Origin of the sequence: Citrobacter sp. RHBSTW-00986 (genome assembly GCF_013783065.1) — a bacterium.
Classification (GTDB): domain Bacteria; phylum Pseudomonadota; class Gammaproteobacteria; order Enterobacterales; family Enterobacteriaceae; genus Citrobacter; species Citrobacter braakii.
The window spans coordinates 4,261,515-4,279,478 of the sequence record NZ_CP056200.1; the positions used below are offsets into that span (position 1 = coordinate 4,261,515).

16 protein-coding genes are annotated in these 17,964 nt (G+C 53.5%); 8 read left to right on the forward strand and 8 right to left on the reverse strand.

Annotated elements, in window-relative coordinates:
* Positions 1–92: 92 nt before the first annotated feature.
* The 3 genes from idnT (at position 93) to HV345_RS20610 (ending at position 4,045) form a co-directional block, all read left to right on the forward strand.
* The gene (idnT, locus tag HV345_RS20600) at positions 93–1,412 is read left to right on the forward strand and encodes a gnt-II system L-idonate transporter (RefSeq protein WP_016155581.1); all 1,320 of its coding nucleotides are present in this window, start codon (positions 93–95) and stop codon (positions 1,410–1,412) included.
* Between the two features lie 52 nt (positions 1,413–1,464).
* Positions 1,465–2,463, forward strand: coding sequence for a LacI family DNA-binding transcriptional regulator (locus HV345_RS20605; RefSeq protein WP_094761000.1), 999 nt, complete (start codon positions 1,465–1,467; stop codon positions 2,461–2,463).
* A gap of 79 nt (positions 2,464–2,542) precedes the next feature.
* Positions 2,543–4,045 carry a helicase HerA-like C-terminal domain-containing protein gene (locus tag HV345_RS20610; protein ID WP_046275851.1) on the forward strand — a complete coding sequence of 501 codons (1,503 nt, stop codon included), beginning with the start codon at positions 2,543–2,545 and terminating at the stop codon, positions 4,043–4,045.
* A 39-nt stretch (positions 4,046–4,084) separates the two neighbouring features.
* Here the strand turns inward: HV345_RS20610 and lptG are convergent, their stop codons facing one another.
* From lptG to HV345_RS26260, 3 genes are all read right to left on the reverse strand, one after another.
* Positions 4,085–5,167: an LPS export ABC transporter permease LptG gene (lptG, locus tag HV345_RS20615; RefSeq protein WP_008786067.1), complete on the reverse strand. Its 1,083-nt coding sequence runs from the start codon at positions 5,165–5,167 to the stop codon at positions 4,085–4,087.
* Complete coding sequence (gene lptF, locus HV345_RS20620) at positions 5,167–6,267, reverse strand: LPS export ABC transporter permease LptF (protein ID WP_016151506.1); 1,101 nt, start codon at positions 6,265–6,267, stop codon at positions 5,167–5,169. Before lptF ends, lptG begins: the two co-directional genes overlap by 1 nt.
* A gap of 62 nt (positions 6,268–6,329) precedes the next feature.
* On the reverse strand, positions 6,330–6,380 hold the full coding sequence (locus HV345_RS26260; RefSeq protein ID WP_212723231.1) for a hypothetical protein: 51 nt from the start codon (positions 6,378–6,380) through the stop codon (positions 6,330–6,332).
* A 153-nt stretch (positions 6,381–6,533) separates the two neighbouring features.
* Between HV345_RS26260 and pepA the strand changes: the two genes are divergently transcribed.
* The 3 genes from pepA to HV345_RS20635 all read left to right on the forward strand — a co-directional run bounded on the left by pepA (position 6,534) and on the right by HV345_RS20635 (position 11,454).
* The gene (gene pepA, locus HV345_RS20625) at positions 6,534–8,045 is read left to right on the forward strand and encodes a leucyl aminopeptidase (RefSeq protein WP_003025870.1); all 1,512 of its coding nucleotides are present in this window, start codon (positions 6,534–6,536) and stop codon (positions 8,043–8,045) included.
* A gap of 110 nt (positions 8,046–8,155) precedes the next feature.
* Positions 8,156–8,599, forward strand: coding sequence for a DNA polymerase III subunit chi (gene holC, locus HV345_RS20630; protein ID WP_016151505.1), 444 nt, complete (start codon positions 8,156–8,158; stop codon positions 8,597–8,599).
* The gene (locus HV345_RS20635) at positions 8,599–11,454 is read left to right on the forward strand and encodes a valine--tRNA ligase (protein WP_016151504.1); all 2,856 of its coding nucleotides are present in this window, start codon (positions 8,599–8,601) and stop codon (positions 11,452–11,454) included. The genes holC and HV345_RS20635 overlap by 1 nt, the downstream gene beginning before the upstream one ends.
* A 56-nt stretch (positions 11,455–11,510) precedes the next feature.
* Here the strand turns inward: HV345_RS20635 and HV345_RS20640 are convergent, their stop codons facing one another.
* Positions 11,511–12,701 carry a YjgN family protein gene (locus tag HV345_RS20640; RefSeq protein ID WP_181636007.1) on the reverse strand — a complete coding sequence of 397 codons (1,191 nt, stop codon included), beginning with the start codon at positions 12,699–12,701 and terminating at the stop codon, positions 11,511–11,513.
* Between the two features lie 193 nt (positions 12,702–12,894).
* Between HV345_RS20640 and HV345_RS20645 the strand changes: the two genes are divergently transcribed.
* A complete protein-coding gene (locus tag HV345_RS20645; RefSeq protein WP_019078256.1) occupies positions 12,895–13,398 on the forward strand; it encodes a GNAT family N-acetyltransferase in 504 nt (167 codons plus the stop codon).
* A 26-nt stretch (positions 13,399–13,424) separates the two neighbouring features.
* Here HV345_RS20645 and HV345_RS20650 read toward each other — a convergent pair whose 3' ends face one another.
* From HV345_RS20650 to rraB, 3 genes are all read right to left on the reverse strand, one after another.
* Positions 13,425–14,255 carry a topoisomerase II gene (locus HV345_RS20650; protein ID WP_181636008.1) on the reverse strand — a complete coding sequence of 277 codons (831 nt, stop codon included), beginning with the start codon at positions 14,253–14,255 and terminating at the stop codon, positions 13,425–13,427.
* A gap of 165 nt (positions 14,256–14,420) precedes the next feature.
* A complete protein-coding gene (gene miaE, locus HV345_RS20655) occupies positions 14,421–15,179 on the reverse strand; it encodes a tRNA isopentenyl-2-thiomethyl-A-37 hydroxylase MiaE (RefSeq protein WP_019078254.1) in 759 nt (252 codons plus the stop codon).
* Between the two features lie 51 nt (positions 15,180–15,230).
* Positions 15,231–15,656, reverse strand: coding sequence for a ribonuclease E inhibitor RraB (rraB, locus tag HV345_RS20660; RefSeq protein WP_016151501.1), 426 nt, complete (start codon positions 15,654–15,656; stop codon positions 15,231–15,233).
* 163 nt (positions 15,657–15,819) lie between these two features.
* Here rraB and argF point away from each other — a divergent pair, with 163 nt between their 5' ends.
* Positions 15,820–16,827: an ornithine carbamoyltransferase gene (argF, locus tag HV345_RS20665; protein ID WP_016155574.1), complete on the forward strand. Its 1,008-nt coding sequence runs from the start codon at positions 15,820–15,822 to the stop codon at positions 16,825–16,827.
* 99 nt (positions 16,828–16,926) lie between these two features.
* Here argF and HV345_RS20670 read toward each other — a convergent pair whose 3' ends face one another.
* Entirely contained in the window at positions 16,927–17,379 is a 453-nt protein-coding gene (locus HV345_RS20670) for a YhcH/YjgK/YiaL family protein (protein WP_016151499.1), read from the reverse strand.
* Between the last annotated feature and the right edge of the window lie 585 nt (positions 17,380–17,964).

Genomic DNA, 17,964 nt, shown 5'->3' on the forward strand with positions numbered 1-17,964 from the left:
CGATGAGCTTACTTGAGTAAGTGATTCGGGTGAGTGAGCGCAGCCAACACACCTGCAACTTGCAGTATGACGGGGATATAAGAGAAACGATTATGCCATTAATAATAATTGCGGCAGGCGTCGCGCTGCTCCTGGTCCTGATGATTGGTTTTAAAGTTAACGGCTTTATTGCTCTGGTCCTGGTGGCGGCGGTCGTCGGTTTTGCCGAAGGGATGGATGCCCAGGCCGTTTTGCATTCAATACAAAATGGGATCGGCGGGACGCTCGGCGGTCTGGCGATGATCCTTGGCTTCGGTGCAATGCTCGGTAAGCTGATTTCCGATACCGGCGCGGCTCAGCGCATCGCCACCACGTTAATTGGCACGTTTGGTAAGAAACGCGTGCAGTGGGCGCTGGTGATCACCGGACTGGTGGTAGGTCTGGCGATGTTTTTCGAAGTCGGCTTTGTTCTGCTGCTGCCGCTGGTGTTTACGGTGGTGGCCTCTTCCGGCCTGCCGCTGCTGTATGTTGGCGTCCCGATGGTAGCTGCGCTGTCCGTGACCCACTGTTTTCTGCCGCCGCATCCGGGGCCGACCGCGATTGCCACCATTTTCGAGGCTAATCTCGGCACCACCCTGCTGTACGGCTTTATTATTACTATCCCGACGGTGATTGTTGCCGGGCCGCTGTTTTCTAAGCTGCTGACCCGCTTTGAGAAAGCGCCGCCGGAAGGGTTATTCAACCCGCATCTGTTCACCGAAGAAGAGATGCCGTCGTTCTGGAACAGTATCTTTGCTGCGGTAATCCCGGTCATACTGATGGCGGTCGCCGCAGTGTGCGAAATCACGCTGCCGAAAACCAACAGCGTACGGGTGTTCTTTGAGTTTATCGGTAACCCTGCGGTCGCGTTGTTTATCGCTATCGTGCTCGCCATTTTTACCCTTGGTCGGCGTAACGGACGTACGATCGAGCAAATTATGGATATCATTGGCGACTCTATCGGCGCGATTGCGATGATTGTGTTTATCATCGCCGGGGGCGGCGCGTTTAAGCAGGTTCTGGTCGACAGCGGCGTGGGGCAATATATCTCGCACCTGATGACCGGCACGTCGCTTTCTCCGTTGCTGATGTGCTGGACGGTCGCCGCCTTGCTGCGTATCGCGCTCGGTTCAGCCACCGTGGCGGCGATCACCACCGCAGGCGTGGTGCTGCCGATTATCAACGTCACTCATGCCGACCCGGCGCTGATGGTGCTGGCTACCGGCGCGGGCAGCGTGATTGCCTCCCACGTTAACGATCCGGGATTCTGGCTGTTTAAAGGCTATTTTAATCTCAGCGTCGGGGAAACGTTGCGTACCTGGACGGTAATGGAGACGCTGATTTCCATTATGGGGCTGCTGGGGGTTCTGGCGCTGAACGCCATTCTGCATTAAGACAGTCATCACCGGGGAGCACAGATCCGCGCTCCCCGGCACTGGAGAGAAAATGAGGAACCACAGAATTTCTTTGCAAGACATCGCCACGCTGGCGGGCGTGACCAAAATGACGGTGAGCCGCTACATTCGCTCGCCAAAAAAGGTCGCAAAGGAAACCGGTGAACGCATCGCGCAGATTATGGAGGAGATTAATTACATCCCCAACCGCGCGCCCGCGATGCTGCTGAATGCGCAAAGCTATACGCTTGGCGTGCTGATCCCCTCGTTTCAAAACCAGCTGTTCGCTGACATTCTGGCCGGCATTGAGTCGGTCACCTCGGACCATAACTATCAGACGCTGATCGCCAACTACAATTACGACCGGGAATCCGAGGAAGAGTCGGTGATCAATCTGCTGTCATACAATATCGACGGCATTATCCTGTCCGAGAAATATCACACCCTGCGTACGGTGAAGTTTCTGCGTTCAGCCAACATTCCGGTGGTGGAGCTGATGGATATTCAGGGCGATCGTCTGGACATGGAAGTGGGCTTCGATAACCGTCAGGCGGCATTTGATATGGTCAGCACCATGCTGGATAAACGCCAGCGGCGCAAAATCCTCTATCTCGGTTCGAAAGACGACGTCCGCGATGAACAGCGCTATCGCGGCTATTGCGATGCCATGACCCGCCGGGGTCTGGCGCCGCTGCGCGTCAATCCGCGTTCTATTTCGTCCATCCATCTCGGCACCCAGATGATGCGTGACGCGCTCGCCGCGCATCCGGATTTAGACGGCGTTTTTTGCACCAACGACGATATTGCGATGGGCGCGCTGCTGCTGTGCCGCGAGCGCGATCTGGCCGTTCCGGAACAGATCTCAATTGCCGGTTTTCACGGGCTGGAAATGGGCAGGCAGATGATCCCAAGCCTCGCCAGCGTGATCACCCCGCGTTTTGACATTGGCCGCATGGCAGCGCAGATGTTGCTGAGCAAAATCAAGAACAACGACCATAACCACAACACCGTGGATTTGGGGTACCAGATTTATCACGGCAATACGCTTTAAGTCATTTTCTCTGGCCATCGCATACTCTCTTTGATGGACATTGCCTATACTCCAGGCAAGATAAATGGAGGAAATCTCAATGAGCACACCCCTGCTAATTGCCCGCACGCCGGACACCGAACTGTTTTTACTGCCAGGCATGGCCAACCGTCACGGACTGATTACCGGCGCGACCGGGACCGGTAAAACCGTCACGCTACAGAAGCTGGCCGAATCGCTGTCTGAAATTGGCGTACCGGTATTTATGGCCGATGTGAAAGGCGACTTAACCGGCGTGGCCGAGGAAGGGCAGGCCTCTGAAAAGCTGCTCGCCCGCCTGAAAAATATCGGCATTACCGACTGGCAACCGCATGCTAATCCGGTCACGGTGTGGGATATCTTCGGCGAAAAAGGTCACCCCGTGCGGGCCACGGTATCTGACCTCGGCCCGCTGCTGCTGGCCCGTTTGCTGAACCTCAACGACGTACAGTCCGGCGTGCTGGATATTATCTTCCGCATTGCCGATGACCAGGGTCTGTTGCTGCTCGATTTCAAAGACCTGCGAGCCATTACCCAGTACATCGGCGATAACGCCAAATCCTTCCAGAATCAATATGGCAATATCAGCAGCGCCTCGGTCGGGGCAATCCAGCGTGGACTGCTGTCGCTGGAGCAACAGGGGGCGGCGCACTTCTTTGGCGAACCGATGCTGGACATCAAAGACTGGATGCGAACTGACGCCAGCGGCAAAGGGATGATCAACATCCTCAGCGCAGAGAAGCTCTACCAGATGCCCAAACTGTACGCCGCCAGCCTGCTGTGGATGCTCTCCGAACTGTACGAACAGCTGCCGGAAGCAGGCGATCTGGAGAAGCCAAAACTGGTGTTCTTCTTCGATGAAGCTCACCTGCTGTTCAACGACGCTCCGCAGGTGCTGCTGGATAAAATCGAACAGGTGATCCGCCTGATCCGCTCGAAAGGGGTCGGCGTGTGGTTCGTCTCGCAAAACCCGTCAGATATTCCAGACAACGTGCTCGGTCAGTTGGGGAACCGCGTGCAGCACGCCCTGCGCGCGTTCACACCGAAGGATCAGAAAGCGGTGAAAACCGCCGCGCAAACCATGCGCGCCAACCCGGCATTTGATACCGAAAAAGCCATTCAGGAACTGGGAACCGGCGAGGCGCTGGTGTCGTTTCTGGACGCTAAAGGCAGCCCGTCTGTGGTTGAACGAGCAATGGTGATTGCGCCGTGCTCGCGGATGGGACCAGTGACGGATGACGAGCGTAACGGGCTGATTAATCACTCCTCGCTGTACGGTAAATATGAAGAACAGATCGACCGCGAGTCCGCCTATGAGCGTTTACAGCAAGGCGTGCAGGCCAGCACCGAGCAGCAAAATACACCTCCCGCCAACGGTAAAGCGATCGATGTGGACGGCGGTATTCTCGGTGGATTGAAGGATATTCTGTTTGGCAGCACCGGACCGCGCGGCGGCAAGCGCGATGGCGTGGTACAGAGTGTGGCGAAGAGCGCGGCGCGACAGGTCACCAATCAGATAATCCGCGGCATGTTGGGGAGTTTGATGGGCGGGAGAAAACGCTAGCAGGAAGGCGCCCCTCCCGCACAGCGGGAGGGGCGAATATCAGGACTTACGCAGCATCAGCCACAGGCTTATCAGGAAGAAGCTGGCGCTTGGCAGCAACGCGCCGATAATCGGCGGAATGCCGTACACCAGCGTCAGCGGGCCAAAGATTTGGTCCAGCACATAGAACACAAAGCCGAAGCTAATCCCTGTCACCACGCGCACGCCCATCGGGACGCTACGCAGCGGACCAAAGATAAACGACAGCGCCATCAGCATCATTACCGCCACAGACAGCGGCTGGAAGACTTTGCTCCACATATTGAGCTGGTAGCGTCCGGCGTCCTGGCCGCTCGACTTCAGGTACTTCACGTAGTTATGCAGACCACTAATCGAGAGCGCATCAGGATCCAACGCCACGACGCCGAGCTTGTCGGGTGTAAGGTTGGTTTTCCAGGTGCCGCTCACCGTCTGCGAGCCGGTGATTTGCTTCGGATCGGTCAGGTTGGATTCATCCACTTGCGACAAACGCCAGACCTTCTGCTCCGGGTCAAACGTCGCACTTGCGGCATAGCGGACGGACTGCAAACGGCGCTTGTCGTTAAAGGAGTAGATGCTAATTCCGCCTAACTCGGCGTCACCTTTCACCCGCTCAATGTAGACAAAGCTGTCGCCATCTTTCGCCCACAAACCTTGCTGGGTCGAGAGCAGCGAACCGCCGTACATCTGCTGCGCACGGTAGTTACGCGCCATCTGTTCGCCCTGCGGCGCCACCCATTCGCCGATGGCCATCGTCAGCAGCACCAGCGGAATCGCGGTTTTCATCACCGACAACGCCACCTGCATACGGGTAAAGCCAGAAGCCTGCATGACCACCAGTTCACTGCGCTGCGCCAGCATGCCCAGCCCCAGCAAAGCACCCAGCAGCGCCGCCATCGGAAAGAAGATCTGGATATCTTTCGGCGCGCTGAGCAGGGTATACAGCCCGGCGCCCATCGCATCGTAGCTCCCCTGCCCGGCTTTTTTCAGCTGGTCGACAAACTTGATGATCCCGGAGAGCGACACCAGCATGAACAACGTCATCATGATGGTGGTGAAAATGGTTTTACCGATATAGCGGTCAAGTACACCAAAAGGCTGCATTATACCGCTCCTTTACGCATAAAACGGGCACGTAAGCGGCGCATCGGCACCGTATCCCAGAGGTTAAGCACAATCGCCAGCGCCAGATACGCCAGGTTAACCGTCCACATCCAGAACACCGGATCCAGCTTGCCTTTGCCGCCATTCGACTTCAGCGATGTCTGAACCAGGAAGAACAGCAAATAAAGCAGCATTGCTGGCAGCATGGACAGTACGCGACCCTGACGCGGGTTCACCACGCTCAGCGGTACAACCATCAGCGCCATCATAAATACGGTGAATACTAACGTGATACGCCAGGTCAGCTCCGCACGGGCGCGATCGGTGTCGGTGGTCCATAGCGTACGCATGGTCATCTGGTCGGTATCGTTTGGATCCAGCGCCACGGCCTGATGACCGATAATCGCCTGATAATTCTGGAAGTCGGTAATGCGGAAATCGCGCAGCAGCGCGGTCCCTTCAAAACGCGTCCCCTGGTTCAGCGTCACGACCTGAGAGCCATCGCGCAATTGAGTAAGATGACCGGAGTCCGCTACCACCACCGAAGGACGGGCGTTACCTTTCGGGCGGATTTGCGCGAGGAACACATCGTTGAAATTACTGCCGTCAACGCTTTCGATAAACAGCACCGAGCCGCCGTTAGTGGCCTGCTGGAATTGCCCCTGAGCAAGCGCCGCCATACCGGGGTTCGCTTTCGCCTCCGCCAGGACTTCGTCCTGATGTCTGGAGGACCACGGTCCGGCCCACATCACGTTGACCGCCGCAATAATACTGGTAAACAGCGCCAGCACCATCGCCGCTTTTACTAAGACAGCCTTGCTCAGCCCGCAGGCGTGCATGACCGTAATTTCACTTTCGGTATACAGTTTGCCCAGCGTCATCAGCAGCCCGAGGAACAGGCTTAATGGCAAGATAAGTTGCGCCATTTCTGGCACGCCCAGCCCCAGCAGCGAGAGCACCAGATTCGCCGGGATATCACCGTCAACCGCCGCACCAAGGATCCTGACTAACTTTTGACAAAAGAAGATCAAAAGCAGGATGAATAGGATCGCAAGTTGGCTTTTGAGCGTTTCCCGAACCAGATATCTTATGATTATCACTTTAAATACGCCCGTAAAAACCCGTCTTTTGCCGGAATTTAGCTTGTTTCATGGCTTAAACGTCATTTATTCTCTTGAGTCGTCGAAATCGTCGCTAAGATCATTATACTCAACGGATCCACCTCTCAGAAATTGTTCTGACGTGCCAATGCCGTAATAACGTTAAGATTAACACGAAGTCACCGCAACAGCGGGTATGAGTTACGAAAGCTTGCAATTCTATCCGTAGCCACCGCCGTTGTCTTTAAGATTCAGGAGCGTAGTGCATGGAGTTCAGTGTAAAAAGCGGTAGCCCGGAGAAACAGCGGAGTGCGTGCATCGTCGTGGGTGTCTTTGAACCACGCCGTCTCTCTCCGATTGCAGAGCAGCTCGACAAGATCAGCGACGGGTACATCAGCGCACTGCTGCGTCGTGGCGAACTGGAAGGCAAACCAGGTCAAACCCTGTTGCTGCACCATGTTCCTAACGTTCTGTCTGAGCGAATTCTCCTCATTGGTTGTGGCAAAGAGCGCGAGCTTGATGAGCGCCAATACAAGCAGGTCATTCAGAAAACCATCAATACGCTGAATGATACTGGCTCAATGGAAGCCGTCTGCTTCCTGACTGAGCTGCACGTCAAAGGGCGCAATAACTACTGGAAAGTGCGTCAGGCCGTTGAGACGGCACAGGAAACGCTGTACAGCTTTGATCAACTGAAGACCAACAAAAGCGAGCCGCGTCGACCGCTGCGTAAAATGGTCTTCAACGTACCGACCCGCCGGGAACTGACCAGCGGTGAGCGTGCGATCCAGCACGGTCTGGCGATCGCCGCCGGCATTAAAGCGGCAAAAGATCTCGGCAACATGCCGCCGAACATCTGTAACGCCGCCTACCTTGCCTCTCAGGCGCGCCAACTGGCAGACAGCTACAGCAAAAATGTTGTAACCCGCGTGATCGGCGAGCAGCAGATGAAAGAGCTGGGCATGCACTCTTATCTGGCCGTCGGTCACGGCTCGCAGAATGAGTCGCTGATGTCGGTCATCGAGTACAAAGGCAATCCGTCCGAAGACGCGCGTCCGATCGTGCTGGTCGGTAAAGGGTTAACCTTTGACTCTGGCGGTATCTCCATCAAACCTGCCGAAGGCATGGATGAGATGAAATACGACATGTGCGGCGCGGCAGCGGTATATGGCGTGATGCGCATGGTGGCCGAGCTTCAACTGCCAATCAACGTCGTCGGCGTGCTGGCAGGCTGCGAAAACATGCCAGGTGGCCGCGCGTATCGCCCAGGCGACGTGCTGACCACCATGTCTGGTCAGACCGTTGAAGTACTCAATACCGATGCCGAAGGCCGTCTGGTCCTGTGCGACGTATTAACCTACGTCGAGCGCTTTGAGCCAGAAGCGGTGATTGACGTCGCAACCCTGACCGGCGCGTGCGTGATTGCGCTGGGCCATCACATCACTGGCCTGATGTCGAACCACAACCCGCTGGCGCATGAGCTGATCGGTGCGTCCGAACAGGCTGGCGACCGCGCGTGGCGTTTGCCGCTGGGCGATGAATACCAGGAGCAGCTAGAGTCCAACTTTGCGGATATGGCGAACATCGGCGGACGTCCTGGCGGCGCCATTACCGCGGGCTGCTTCCTGTCACGCTTTACCCGTAAGTACAACTGGGCGCACCTCGATATCGCCGGTACCGCATGGCGTTCAGGGAAAGCCAAAGGCGCAACCGGTCGTCCGGTGGCGCTGCTGTCGCAGTTCCTGCTCAATCGTGCCGGTTTTAACGGCGAAGAGTAAGGCGGTAAGCACAAGCAATAAGACCCGTAGGCCGGATAAGCGCAACGCCATCCGGCCTACGGTTGTGCATCATGGCAACGCATTTAAATTCACCAGAAGAAGCCCCATATATGAGAAACGCAACTTTCTATCTTCTGGACAATGACACGCAACACGATGGCTTAAGCGCCGTCGAGCAGTTGGTGTGTGAAATTGCCGCAGAACGTTGGCGTGCTGGCAAGCGCGTGCTGATCGCCTGCGAAAACGAAAAGCAGGCTCTTCGACTGGATGAAGCCCTGTGGGCAAGACCGGCAGAAAGCTTTGTTCCGCATAATCTGGCAGGTGAAGGCCCCAGAGGCGGCGCACCGGTAGAGATTGCCTGGCCGGAGAAACGCAACAGCAGCCCGCGCGACCTGCTTATCAGTTTGCGCGTTGGCTTTGCAGATTTTGCCACCGCTTTCACAGAAGTGATAGACTTCGTTCCTTACGAAGATTCTTTGAAACAATCGGCACGCGATCGCTACAAAGCTTACCGCGTGGCCGGTTTTAACCTGAATACGGCAACCTGGAAATAATGGAAAAGACATACAACCCACAAGATATCGAACAGCCGCTTTACGAGCACTGGGAAAAGCAGGGCTATTTCAAACCTAACGGCGATGAAAGCAAAGAGTCCTTCTGCATCATGATCCCGCCGCCGAACGTCACCGGCAGTTTGCATATGGGTCATGCTTTCCAGCAAACCATCATGGATACCATGATCCGCTACCAGCGCATGCAGGGTAAAAACACCCTGTGGCAGGCAGGTACCGATCACGCGGGTATCGCAACCCAGATGGTGGTTGAGCGTAAGATTGCCGCTGAAGAAGGTAAAACCCGCCACGACTACGGTCGCGAAGCGTTTATCGACAAAATCTGGCAGTGGAAAGCGGAATCCGGCGGCACCATCACCCGCCAGATGCGCCGTCTCGGCAACTCCGTTGACTGGGAGCGCGAGCGCTTCACTATGGACGAAGGTCTTTCCAATGCCGTGAAAGAAGTCTTCGTTCGCCTGTACAAAGAAGACCTGATTTACCGTGGCAAGCGCCTGGTGAACTGGGACCCGAAACTGCGCACCGCGATTTCCGACCTGGAAGTGGAAAACCGCGAGTCGAAAGGCTCAATGTGGCACATCCGCTATCCGCTGGCCGACGGTGCGAAAACCGCTGATGGTAAAGATTACCTGGTCGTCGCCACCACCCGTCCGGAAACCGTACTGGGCGATACCGGCGTGGCCGTCAACCCGGAAGATCCGCGTTATAAAGATCTGATTGGCAAATTTGTTGTTCTGCCGCTGGTTAACCGCCGCATTCCCATCGTCGGCGATGAACACGCTGATATGGAAAAAGGCACCGGCTGCGTGAAGATCACCCCGGCGCACGACTTTAACGACTACGAAGTCGGGAAACGTCACGGCCTGCCGATGATCAATATTCTGACCTTTGACGGCGACATCCGTGAAACCGCGGAAGTGTACGACACCAAAGGCGAAGAGTCCGACGTTTATTCCAATGAAATCCCGGCCGAGTTCCAGAAGCTGGAGCGCTTTGCCGCGCGTAAAGCGGTGGTTGCCGCTGTTGATGCGCTGGGCCTGCTGGAAGAAATTAAACCGCACGACCTGACCGTACCTTACGGCGACCGTGGCGGCGTGGTTATTGAACCGATGCTGACCGACCAGTGGTACGTCCGTGCCGACGTGCTGGCGAAACCGGCGGTTGAAGCGGTTGAGAACGGCGACATTCAGTTCGTACCGAAGCAGTACGAAAACATGTACTTCTCCTGGATGCGCGATATTCAGGACTGGTGTATTTCCCGTCAGCTGTGGTGGGGTCACCGTATCCCGGCATGGTATGACAACGACGGCAACGTCTACGTTGGCCGTACCGAAGACGAAGTGCGTCAGGAAAACAACCTCGGTGCCGACGTTCAGCTTCGCCAGGACGAAGACGTTCTCGATACCTGGTTCTCCTCCGCATTGTGGACCTTCTCTACCCTGGGCTGGCCGGAAAACACCGACGCGCTGCGTCAGTTCCACCCAACCAGCGTGATGGTTTCCGGTTTCGACATCATCTTCTTCTGGATTGCCCGCATGATCATGATGACCATGCATTTCATCAAAGATGAAAACGGCAAGCCGCAGGTGCCGTTTAAGACCGTCTACATGACCGGTCTGATCCGCGACGACGAAGGCCAGAAGATGTCCAAATCCAAGGGCAACGTCATTGACCCGCTGGATATGGTCGACGGTATCTCCCTGGCAGAACTGCTGGAGAAACGTACCGGCAACATGATGCAGCCGCAGTTGGCCGAGAAGATTGCCAAGCGTACCGAGAAGCAGTTCCCGGACGGCATCGAGCCGCACGGCACCGACGCACTACGCTTCACCCTGGCGGCGCTGGCCTCTACCGGTCGCGACATCAACTGGGATATGAAGCGTCTGGAAGGTTACCGTAACTTCTGTAACAAGCTGTGGAACGCTAGTCGCTTCGTGCTGATGAACACCGAAGACCAGGATTGCGGCTTCAACGGCGGCGAAATGACCCTGTCGCTGGCGGATCGCTGGATCCTTGCTGAATTCAACCAGACCATCAAAGCGTACCGCGAAGCGCTGGACAACTTCCGCTTCGACATCGCCGCGGGCATTCTGTACGAATTCACCTGGAACCAGTTCTGCGACTGGTATCTGGAGCTGACCAAGCCGGTAATGAACGGCGGTTCCGAGTCTGAACTGCGCGGCACCCGCAATACGCTGGTCACCGTTCTGGAAGGTCTACTGCGCCTGGCGCATCCGATCATCCCGTTCATCACCGAGACCATCTGGCAGCGCGTGAAGGTGATTTCCGGTATTACCGCCGACACCATCATGCTGCAACCGTTCCCGGAATATAACGCCGCACAGGTTGATGAAGCCGCACTGGCTGATACCGAATGGCTGAAGCAGGCGATCGTTGCCGTACGTAACATCCGTGCGGAAATGAACATCGCCCCAGGTAAACCGCTCGAACTGCTGCTGCGCGGTTGCAGCGCTGATGCGATGCGCCGTGTGAACGATAACCGCAGCTTCCTGCTGAACCTGGCGCGTCTGGAAAGCATCACCGTACTGCCAGCCGATGACAAAGGTCCAGTCTCCGTGACCAAAATCATCGACGGCGCCGAGCTGCTGATCCCGATGGCTGGCCTCATCAATAAAGAAGATGAGCTGGCGCGTCTGGCGAAAGAAGTGGCGAAAATCGAAGGTGAGATTGCCCGTATCGAAGGCAAACTTTCCAACGAAGGTTTCGTTGCTCGCGCACCGGAAGCAGTTATCGCCAAAGAGCGTGAGAAGCTGGACGGTTATGCGGAAGCGAAAGCGAAGCTGATTGAGCAGCAGGCGGTCATCGCCGCGCTGTAATTGCCGTTGACGTTATACACGTATTAAAGGCCGGAGCATGCTCCGGCCTTGTTGTATCAGATGAACGGGAAGTAGGTCATCATACCACGTGATACCCACATCGCCGGACCTGTTTCCAACGCCTCTGTATGGTCAGTCAGTTCCAGCGCATCCAAATCCCCTTGTACATGGGAGTTACTGGCCAGCCAACTGACCAGCCACATTTTCATCCACGGATAAGCTAGCCCAAACGTGATGCCTGAAATAAACAACACCAGTACAAAACGCCAGATCAGGCCATGTGCAGTGACGGAAGAATGAAAGCGGATTTTGCCCTCGGCCAGCGCCAGGTTATTCATGAACAGATTACGTAGCGTGGTGTATAAATAGCTTCCAACCACAATAATTCCAGCGAAATAGAGAAAATAGCTCGCCATTATTCTGCTCTGATTCTCCCGGATAAATTCGTCGTCGGCCACACCTAACACAGCCAACATCACCATTTGCAGAAAAATAGGGGCAATTAGCCAGACAATCACAACAACAAATGGCAGCAGTACCAGCACGGCTTTAATACACCCCACTATGCTTGCTTTCATATTGACGTTAATAGTAAAGCGGTGAATACCAAAATTACCGCCATTACCCACTAACTGCATCCATTTTGCATAGGTAATACCGTAGGTGATACCCATGCCCACAATTCCCACCAACGCGATAAATGCTATTCTGATAAGCATTCCAGTACTGCCCTCAATCCAGTCGGTGGCAAGTATCAGAAGATAAATCACTCCCCAGTTCACCAGAGCAAGCACCACTGGCACAACCAGTAAAAAAAGCCATGCATGTAATTGTGAGCAGTCAAAACCAAAACGCACACCGTTAAGCGACGTCATCATCGCCTGATACTGCAGGCTTTTTATGGTCATTAATGGAAGGACAGCTACCAGTAAACCAATCAAAGTAAAACCAACGAGAGGGCTGCCGTTAGCAATAGAACTCATGCTGGCACCATAAACCACCATAATCGACAAGAAGCTTACGAATATCGCGCCACCTGTCGCCTTATAGGTAAAGGGTTGGCCATTGAGAGTCATATTCTCGTAAATATAACGCCGACATTTCACTATCGCCCACGGTGTATAAATACCCAGAGTAATACAACACAGCAAAAAATTGACAATGCAAATAATAAAGTACTGCCATCCTTTACCGATAAAAATAAATGTGTGTCGTTGATTTTCCCGACCACCAACAAAATCATTCATGAACAATATCCCTAATATAAATTCCATTAAGATAAAAAATAAAAACCAGTGTTTATTTACTGGTTCGTTTACAATACTATTTTTAATTAGCCAATGTGTTTTAATTTTTTCTGATTCAGGAACGTCTTGCACCCGACAGAAGAGAGTGGTATTAAATAAATATATAAGTGTATTTTTAGAATTGAGCCATATTATGAATGTTGTGCTACCCACCACGCTTACGCTGCGCCGAATCACCGCAGCAGATAATGCCGCTATCGCTGCGGTGATCCGCAAAGTTTCCGCTGAATACGGGCTTACTGCCGATAAGGGCTATACCGTTGCCGACCCTAATCTGGATGAACTATTCCAGGTTTACAGCCAGCCGGGCGCGGCCTACTGGGTGGTTGAGCAAAACGGTGAAGTCGTGGGCGGCGGCGGCGTTGCGCCGTTAGGATGTAGCGAACCGGACATTTGCGAACTGCAAAAGATGTACTTCCTGTCGAGCGCACGCGGTCAGGGGCTGGCGAAAAAGCTGGCGCTGATGGCCCTCGAACATGCCCGTGAGCAGGGTTTCAAACAGTGCTATCTGGAGACCACGGCGTTTCTGACCGAGGCAATCCGCCTGTATGAACATTTAGGGTTTGAGCATATCAGCGAAGCGCTGGGCTGTACCGGGCACGTAGATTGCGAAGTGCGGATGTTAAAACCCCTCTGACTTCAGCCGGAGGGGCAATGGTTGTGTTACTGCATTTCGGCGGAGAGCATCAGCCGAATGACGCCAGCCGCGCGAGCGGTTGGCAGCTTCAGCACCTGTGACCATAAATCCTGCACCATTTCACAGGCGACTTTCTCTTTGCCCACGCCTTTACTCGGATCAGCCATAATCTGGATATCCGGTCCAAAGCGTTGTACCAATCCCGGGCTGATGGATTGCAGATCCTGAAGCGCCAGCTGTTTCTCTTGCGCCGTAACCGTATGTTTATTCGGGCCATAAGCCGCGTGCATCATACTCATGTCGCTGGCCATTCGACTATTCATCAGCTCCCGCGGAATAATACGCACCGGGTTAATCCCGCCTTTCACCGCCGGGAACAGAAAGCGAAAACACTCGTCATCGCCCACTTTTGCCACCGCAGCAATCTGCTCGAGGTTAATTTTCATATACTCAATCACATTGGCATCGGGTGCCTGCTGCAAACGCGCCATCTGTACCTGCAGGATTTGCGGCTGAATAGCGTCGATAATCTGTTGTTCGCTTTTCCCAGCTTCTTTCAGTTGCGTTGCCTGGTTGAGGATGTTCTGCCATAACGCGGGTTCCTGCTCTTTAAGTACCTGATAAACAGGCATTGCCAGCATCGCATTTTCAAATTTCTGCGCGTCCGTCAGCCCATAATCAGGGCTTTCGCGCGGGATCAGGTAGTGCACATCAAACAGATTCCACGCGACAATCGCTACCACAAAAACCACCGCGCCGGAGATCTTGCCCAGCCAGCCTTTTTTGCGAAACATGCCAACGACGATAGCAATCACCGCCCCGATATAACCCGCCAACAATACGTGTGCCCAGTTCATTAACCATCCTTATGCAAAACAGTCTCTGTTGCGGGGATATATTTCCCCTTCGTGTGTTTTGATTATTACGGCAGCAGCGAGCGATTTCCAGCCACCAGATTTTGCTAATGGAAACAGGAAAGGTAAAACCGCGCGACGATTAGCGCCGCGCGTCAGAGAAGGAAGTCAGGCTGGCACGCCGCTGTGGAAGCGGAATTCATCGTCGGGAGAAGTAATCAATGCGGCTTCTACTTCGCCAAAGAATCGCACCCGACTACTGATATCGTCGGCAGAAACCTGCTGTGCCAGCGCCAGATAGTCCTGATAGTGCCGCGCCTCGGATCGCAGCAGCGAAAGATAAAATGCCTGTAAATCGTCATCCAAATACGGCGCCAGCGCGGCGAACCGTTCACAAGAACGCGCCTCAATGTAAGCCCCGCAAATCAGTTTGTCGATTAGCGTTAATGGCTCGTGGGTTCGCACCTCTTTGAGCATGCCTTTGGCATAACGGCTGGCGGTAATTTTGACGTAGGGAATGTTGCGGCTCATCATCGCCTCACGCACCTGCCAGAAGTGGTGCAGCTCTTCTTTGATCAGCAAAACCATGCTGTCGATCAGCTTACGCCCCCACGGATCGTCAGTTTGCGGCATTACGCTTTTGCTAATCTGTTTATTCAGCGCGATAAAATCCGGTTCATCCCCTTCTCTGAAAGCATACGCTTCATAGGGTTTCAGCCAGTCCAGTAGCGCCTGCGATCCCTGTTTATCTGCAACATACTTACGCACCAGCAGCATGGCCGTTTGCGCCGCTTTCAGCTCGCAGACGAGATGATCCGTCAGTAACAGAGGGAGATTCGCCGGGGCTCGCGCTTTATCAAGCCAGGCCTGGGGCGTTTTACAGTGCAGGAAGTTGTGGATCGGGGAAAGTATTTGCAGGTAATCCATACGTTATCCTTGGCCTACGGCAGCAGACGCTACCGTAGGTCAGCAGATGACTTAGTGACGCACGCCGTCATCATCTTCGTCGACGAGGTCTTCATCGTCGCCGTCTTCACCTTCTTCGCCGTTCGGGTCTTCAAAATAGGTGCCCCAACCGTCGTATTCCACATCAAATTTTTCAGCCAGGTTCATCAGTTGCTCAACCTGAGCGTCGATCAACTCGGCATTCAGAGCACATTCGCTCAGGATGTCACAGCAAATAACCGTGTCGCCCTCTTCCACTTCCAGCTCTTCCGGCTCGGTCACTTCATAACCCAGCTTGAAGGCTTCTACTGCCGCTTTTTCCAGGGTTTCAAAGTCGTCCGCGGAAAGGTGATGCTCGATGGTGTACAGCGCGTCTGGATCGCTGCCATCTTCGAGTAACTCTTCAATAATCAAGCGCGTTTCTTCACGCTGTTCTTCCAGTAGTTCCGGGTTTGCCATGGCTCATTCCTCATAATGTCCTGCCGATACTCTTATTGTCACATACCGCTGTCATTGCCTCCACCTTTCCAGGAAAGATTTGTTAAACAAGGTTGCAAATGAATAAACATCCATATAAATTGAATTTTAATTCAATAAATGGCCTAAGCCATGTGAGGGAACTATGTCTGCGTTTTATCAGAAACATTTTTTGAAACTGCTTGATTTCACCTCTGCTGAACTCACGTCACTGCTCCAGCTCGCCGCGCAGCTCAAGACGGATAAGAAAAACGGTACAGAGGTCGCTAAACTCACCGGTAAAAACATCGCGCTCATCTTCGAAAAAGACTCAACCCGCACCCGTTGCTCTTTCGAAGTTGCCGCATACGATCAGGGCGCGCGCGTGACGTATCTCGGGCCGAGCGGCAGCCAGATTGGTCATAAAGAGTCGATCAAAGACACCGCCCGCGTACTCGGTCGTATGTACGACGGTATTCAGTATCGGGGCCACGGTCAGGAAATTGTCGAGACGCTGGCGGAATATGCCGGAGTTCCGGTTTGGAACGGATTAACCAACGAATTTCACCCCACCCAGTTGCTGGCGGATTTACTCACGATGCAGGAACACCTGCCGGGTAAAGCGTTTAATGAGATGGTGCTGGTCTACACCGGCGATGCCCGCAACAATATGGGCAATTCCATGCTGGAAGCCGCTGCGTTAACCGGACTGGATCTGCGTCTGGTCGCGCCCCAGGCCTGCTGGCCGGAGGAAAGCCTCGTTGCAGAGTGCAAAGCGCTGGCACAGAAAAACGGCGGCAATATAACGCTAACCGAAGATGTCGCCACGGGCGTGAAAGGCGCGGACTTCATCTATACCGACGTCTGGGTATCGATGGGCGAAGCGAAAGAGAAATGGGCCGAACGTATTGCGCAGTTGCGTAAGTACCAGGTTAATAGCGCGATGATGGCGTTGACCGGCAATCCGCAGGTGAAATTCCTGCACTGCCTGCCCGCGTTCCATGACGATCAAACCACGCTTGGCAAACAAATGGCGCAGGAATATGGTCTGCACGGCGGCATGGAAGTGACCGACGAGGTGTTTGAGTCACCCGCCAGTATCGTATTTGATCAGGCGGAAAACCGAATGCACACCATCAAAGCGGTGATGGTCGCGACGCTTTCCAAATCATAGCATTGCGTGATTGAATTGCCGGATGGCGATGCTGACGCACCCTATCCGGCCTACCATCGCACTTCCGTAGGCCGGGTAAGTCGCACCCGGCAAACTGGTTTATGCTACCCGCATTTTCACCACGGCTTTGCGTACCAGCGCCGGAGCGCCGACTGCGCACAGCGGTTTATGCACTTCACCCGGATAAAAGACGACGAAGTCACCTTCATTCAGCACCACCGTTTTCTCCTGTTCGCCTTCCGGCAGGAAGGCGATATCTTTATCCGCCAGCCAGTCAGTTTCCGGTGCGCCCGCAGGCTGCGTGCTGAAAGTCATGCCTTCCTGACCTTTGAGCAGGATCTGAATATCCAGATAGCGAGCGTGATATTCGGCGCGGCGCTGCGCAAACGGCTCCGTCATATCTTCAGCAATCAGATAGAACAGACGTTCGCCGTCGATGTCGTGCTTACCCTTTTCCGTCGCATCCGTCACGTGCGCTTTAATGTGCTCAATCGCCTGACGCAGCTCTTCCGGCAGCCAGGCATCCAGGTTGTGAATATTGCCGACAATCATTTCAAACCCCTTAATTAAAACATCGTTTCATTTTGGTTGTTATACGAAAAAACGGTCTGCCATACCACTGCTATTTACCGATATTTTGCGTCAACGCATGTTTATCGCTGATGATGTTAAATAATTGCTAATAGCCAGCAACAGGTTATGCATAAACTCTGCATAACTTTCGTCTCATACTTTTCAACTCAGTCACTAACTCACTGTTATAGAAAGCTTTGTTAGAAAAACCAGCTATCGATCACAGTTTACGTCTCCTTCGTTATCTTTCTTCATCGTCATATTTATTTTGAAATAAACCTTACAGCACAAATAATAAAATAATAGATTCGCATAAAAATTCATTAAATATAGAAAAACATATAAAAATCAACGCACTATTTAATTTATTAAATATTTAGATATGTACATAAAATTAACACAGTTAAATAACAAGACATATTCCTGCGTAGTAATTCAATTATTCATGTTTTTATTTTTTAAATTCTCAGAGCCATCTCATAAATTAAACAACAAATGCCAAACATCGACCTGACTGTGAAATGAATCACGTTTCTATATCAGATAAGATCTAAATATAGATTC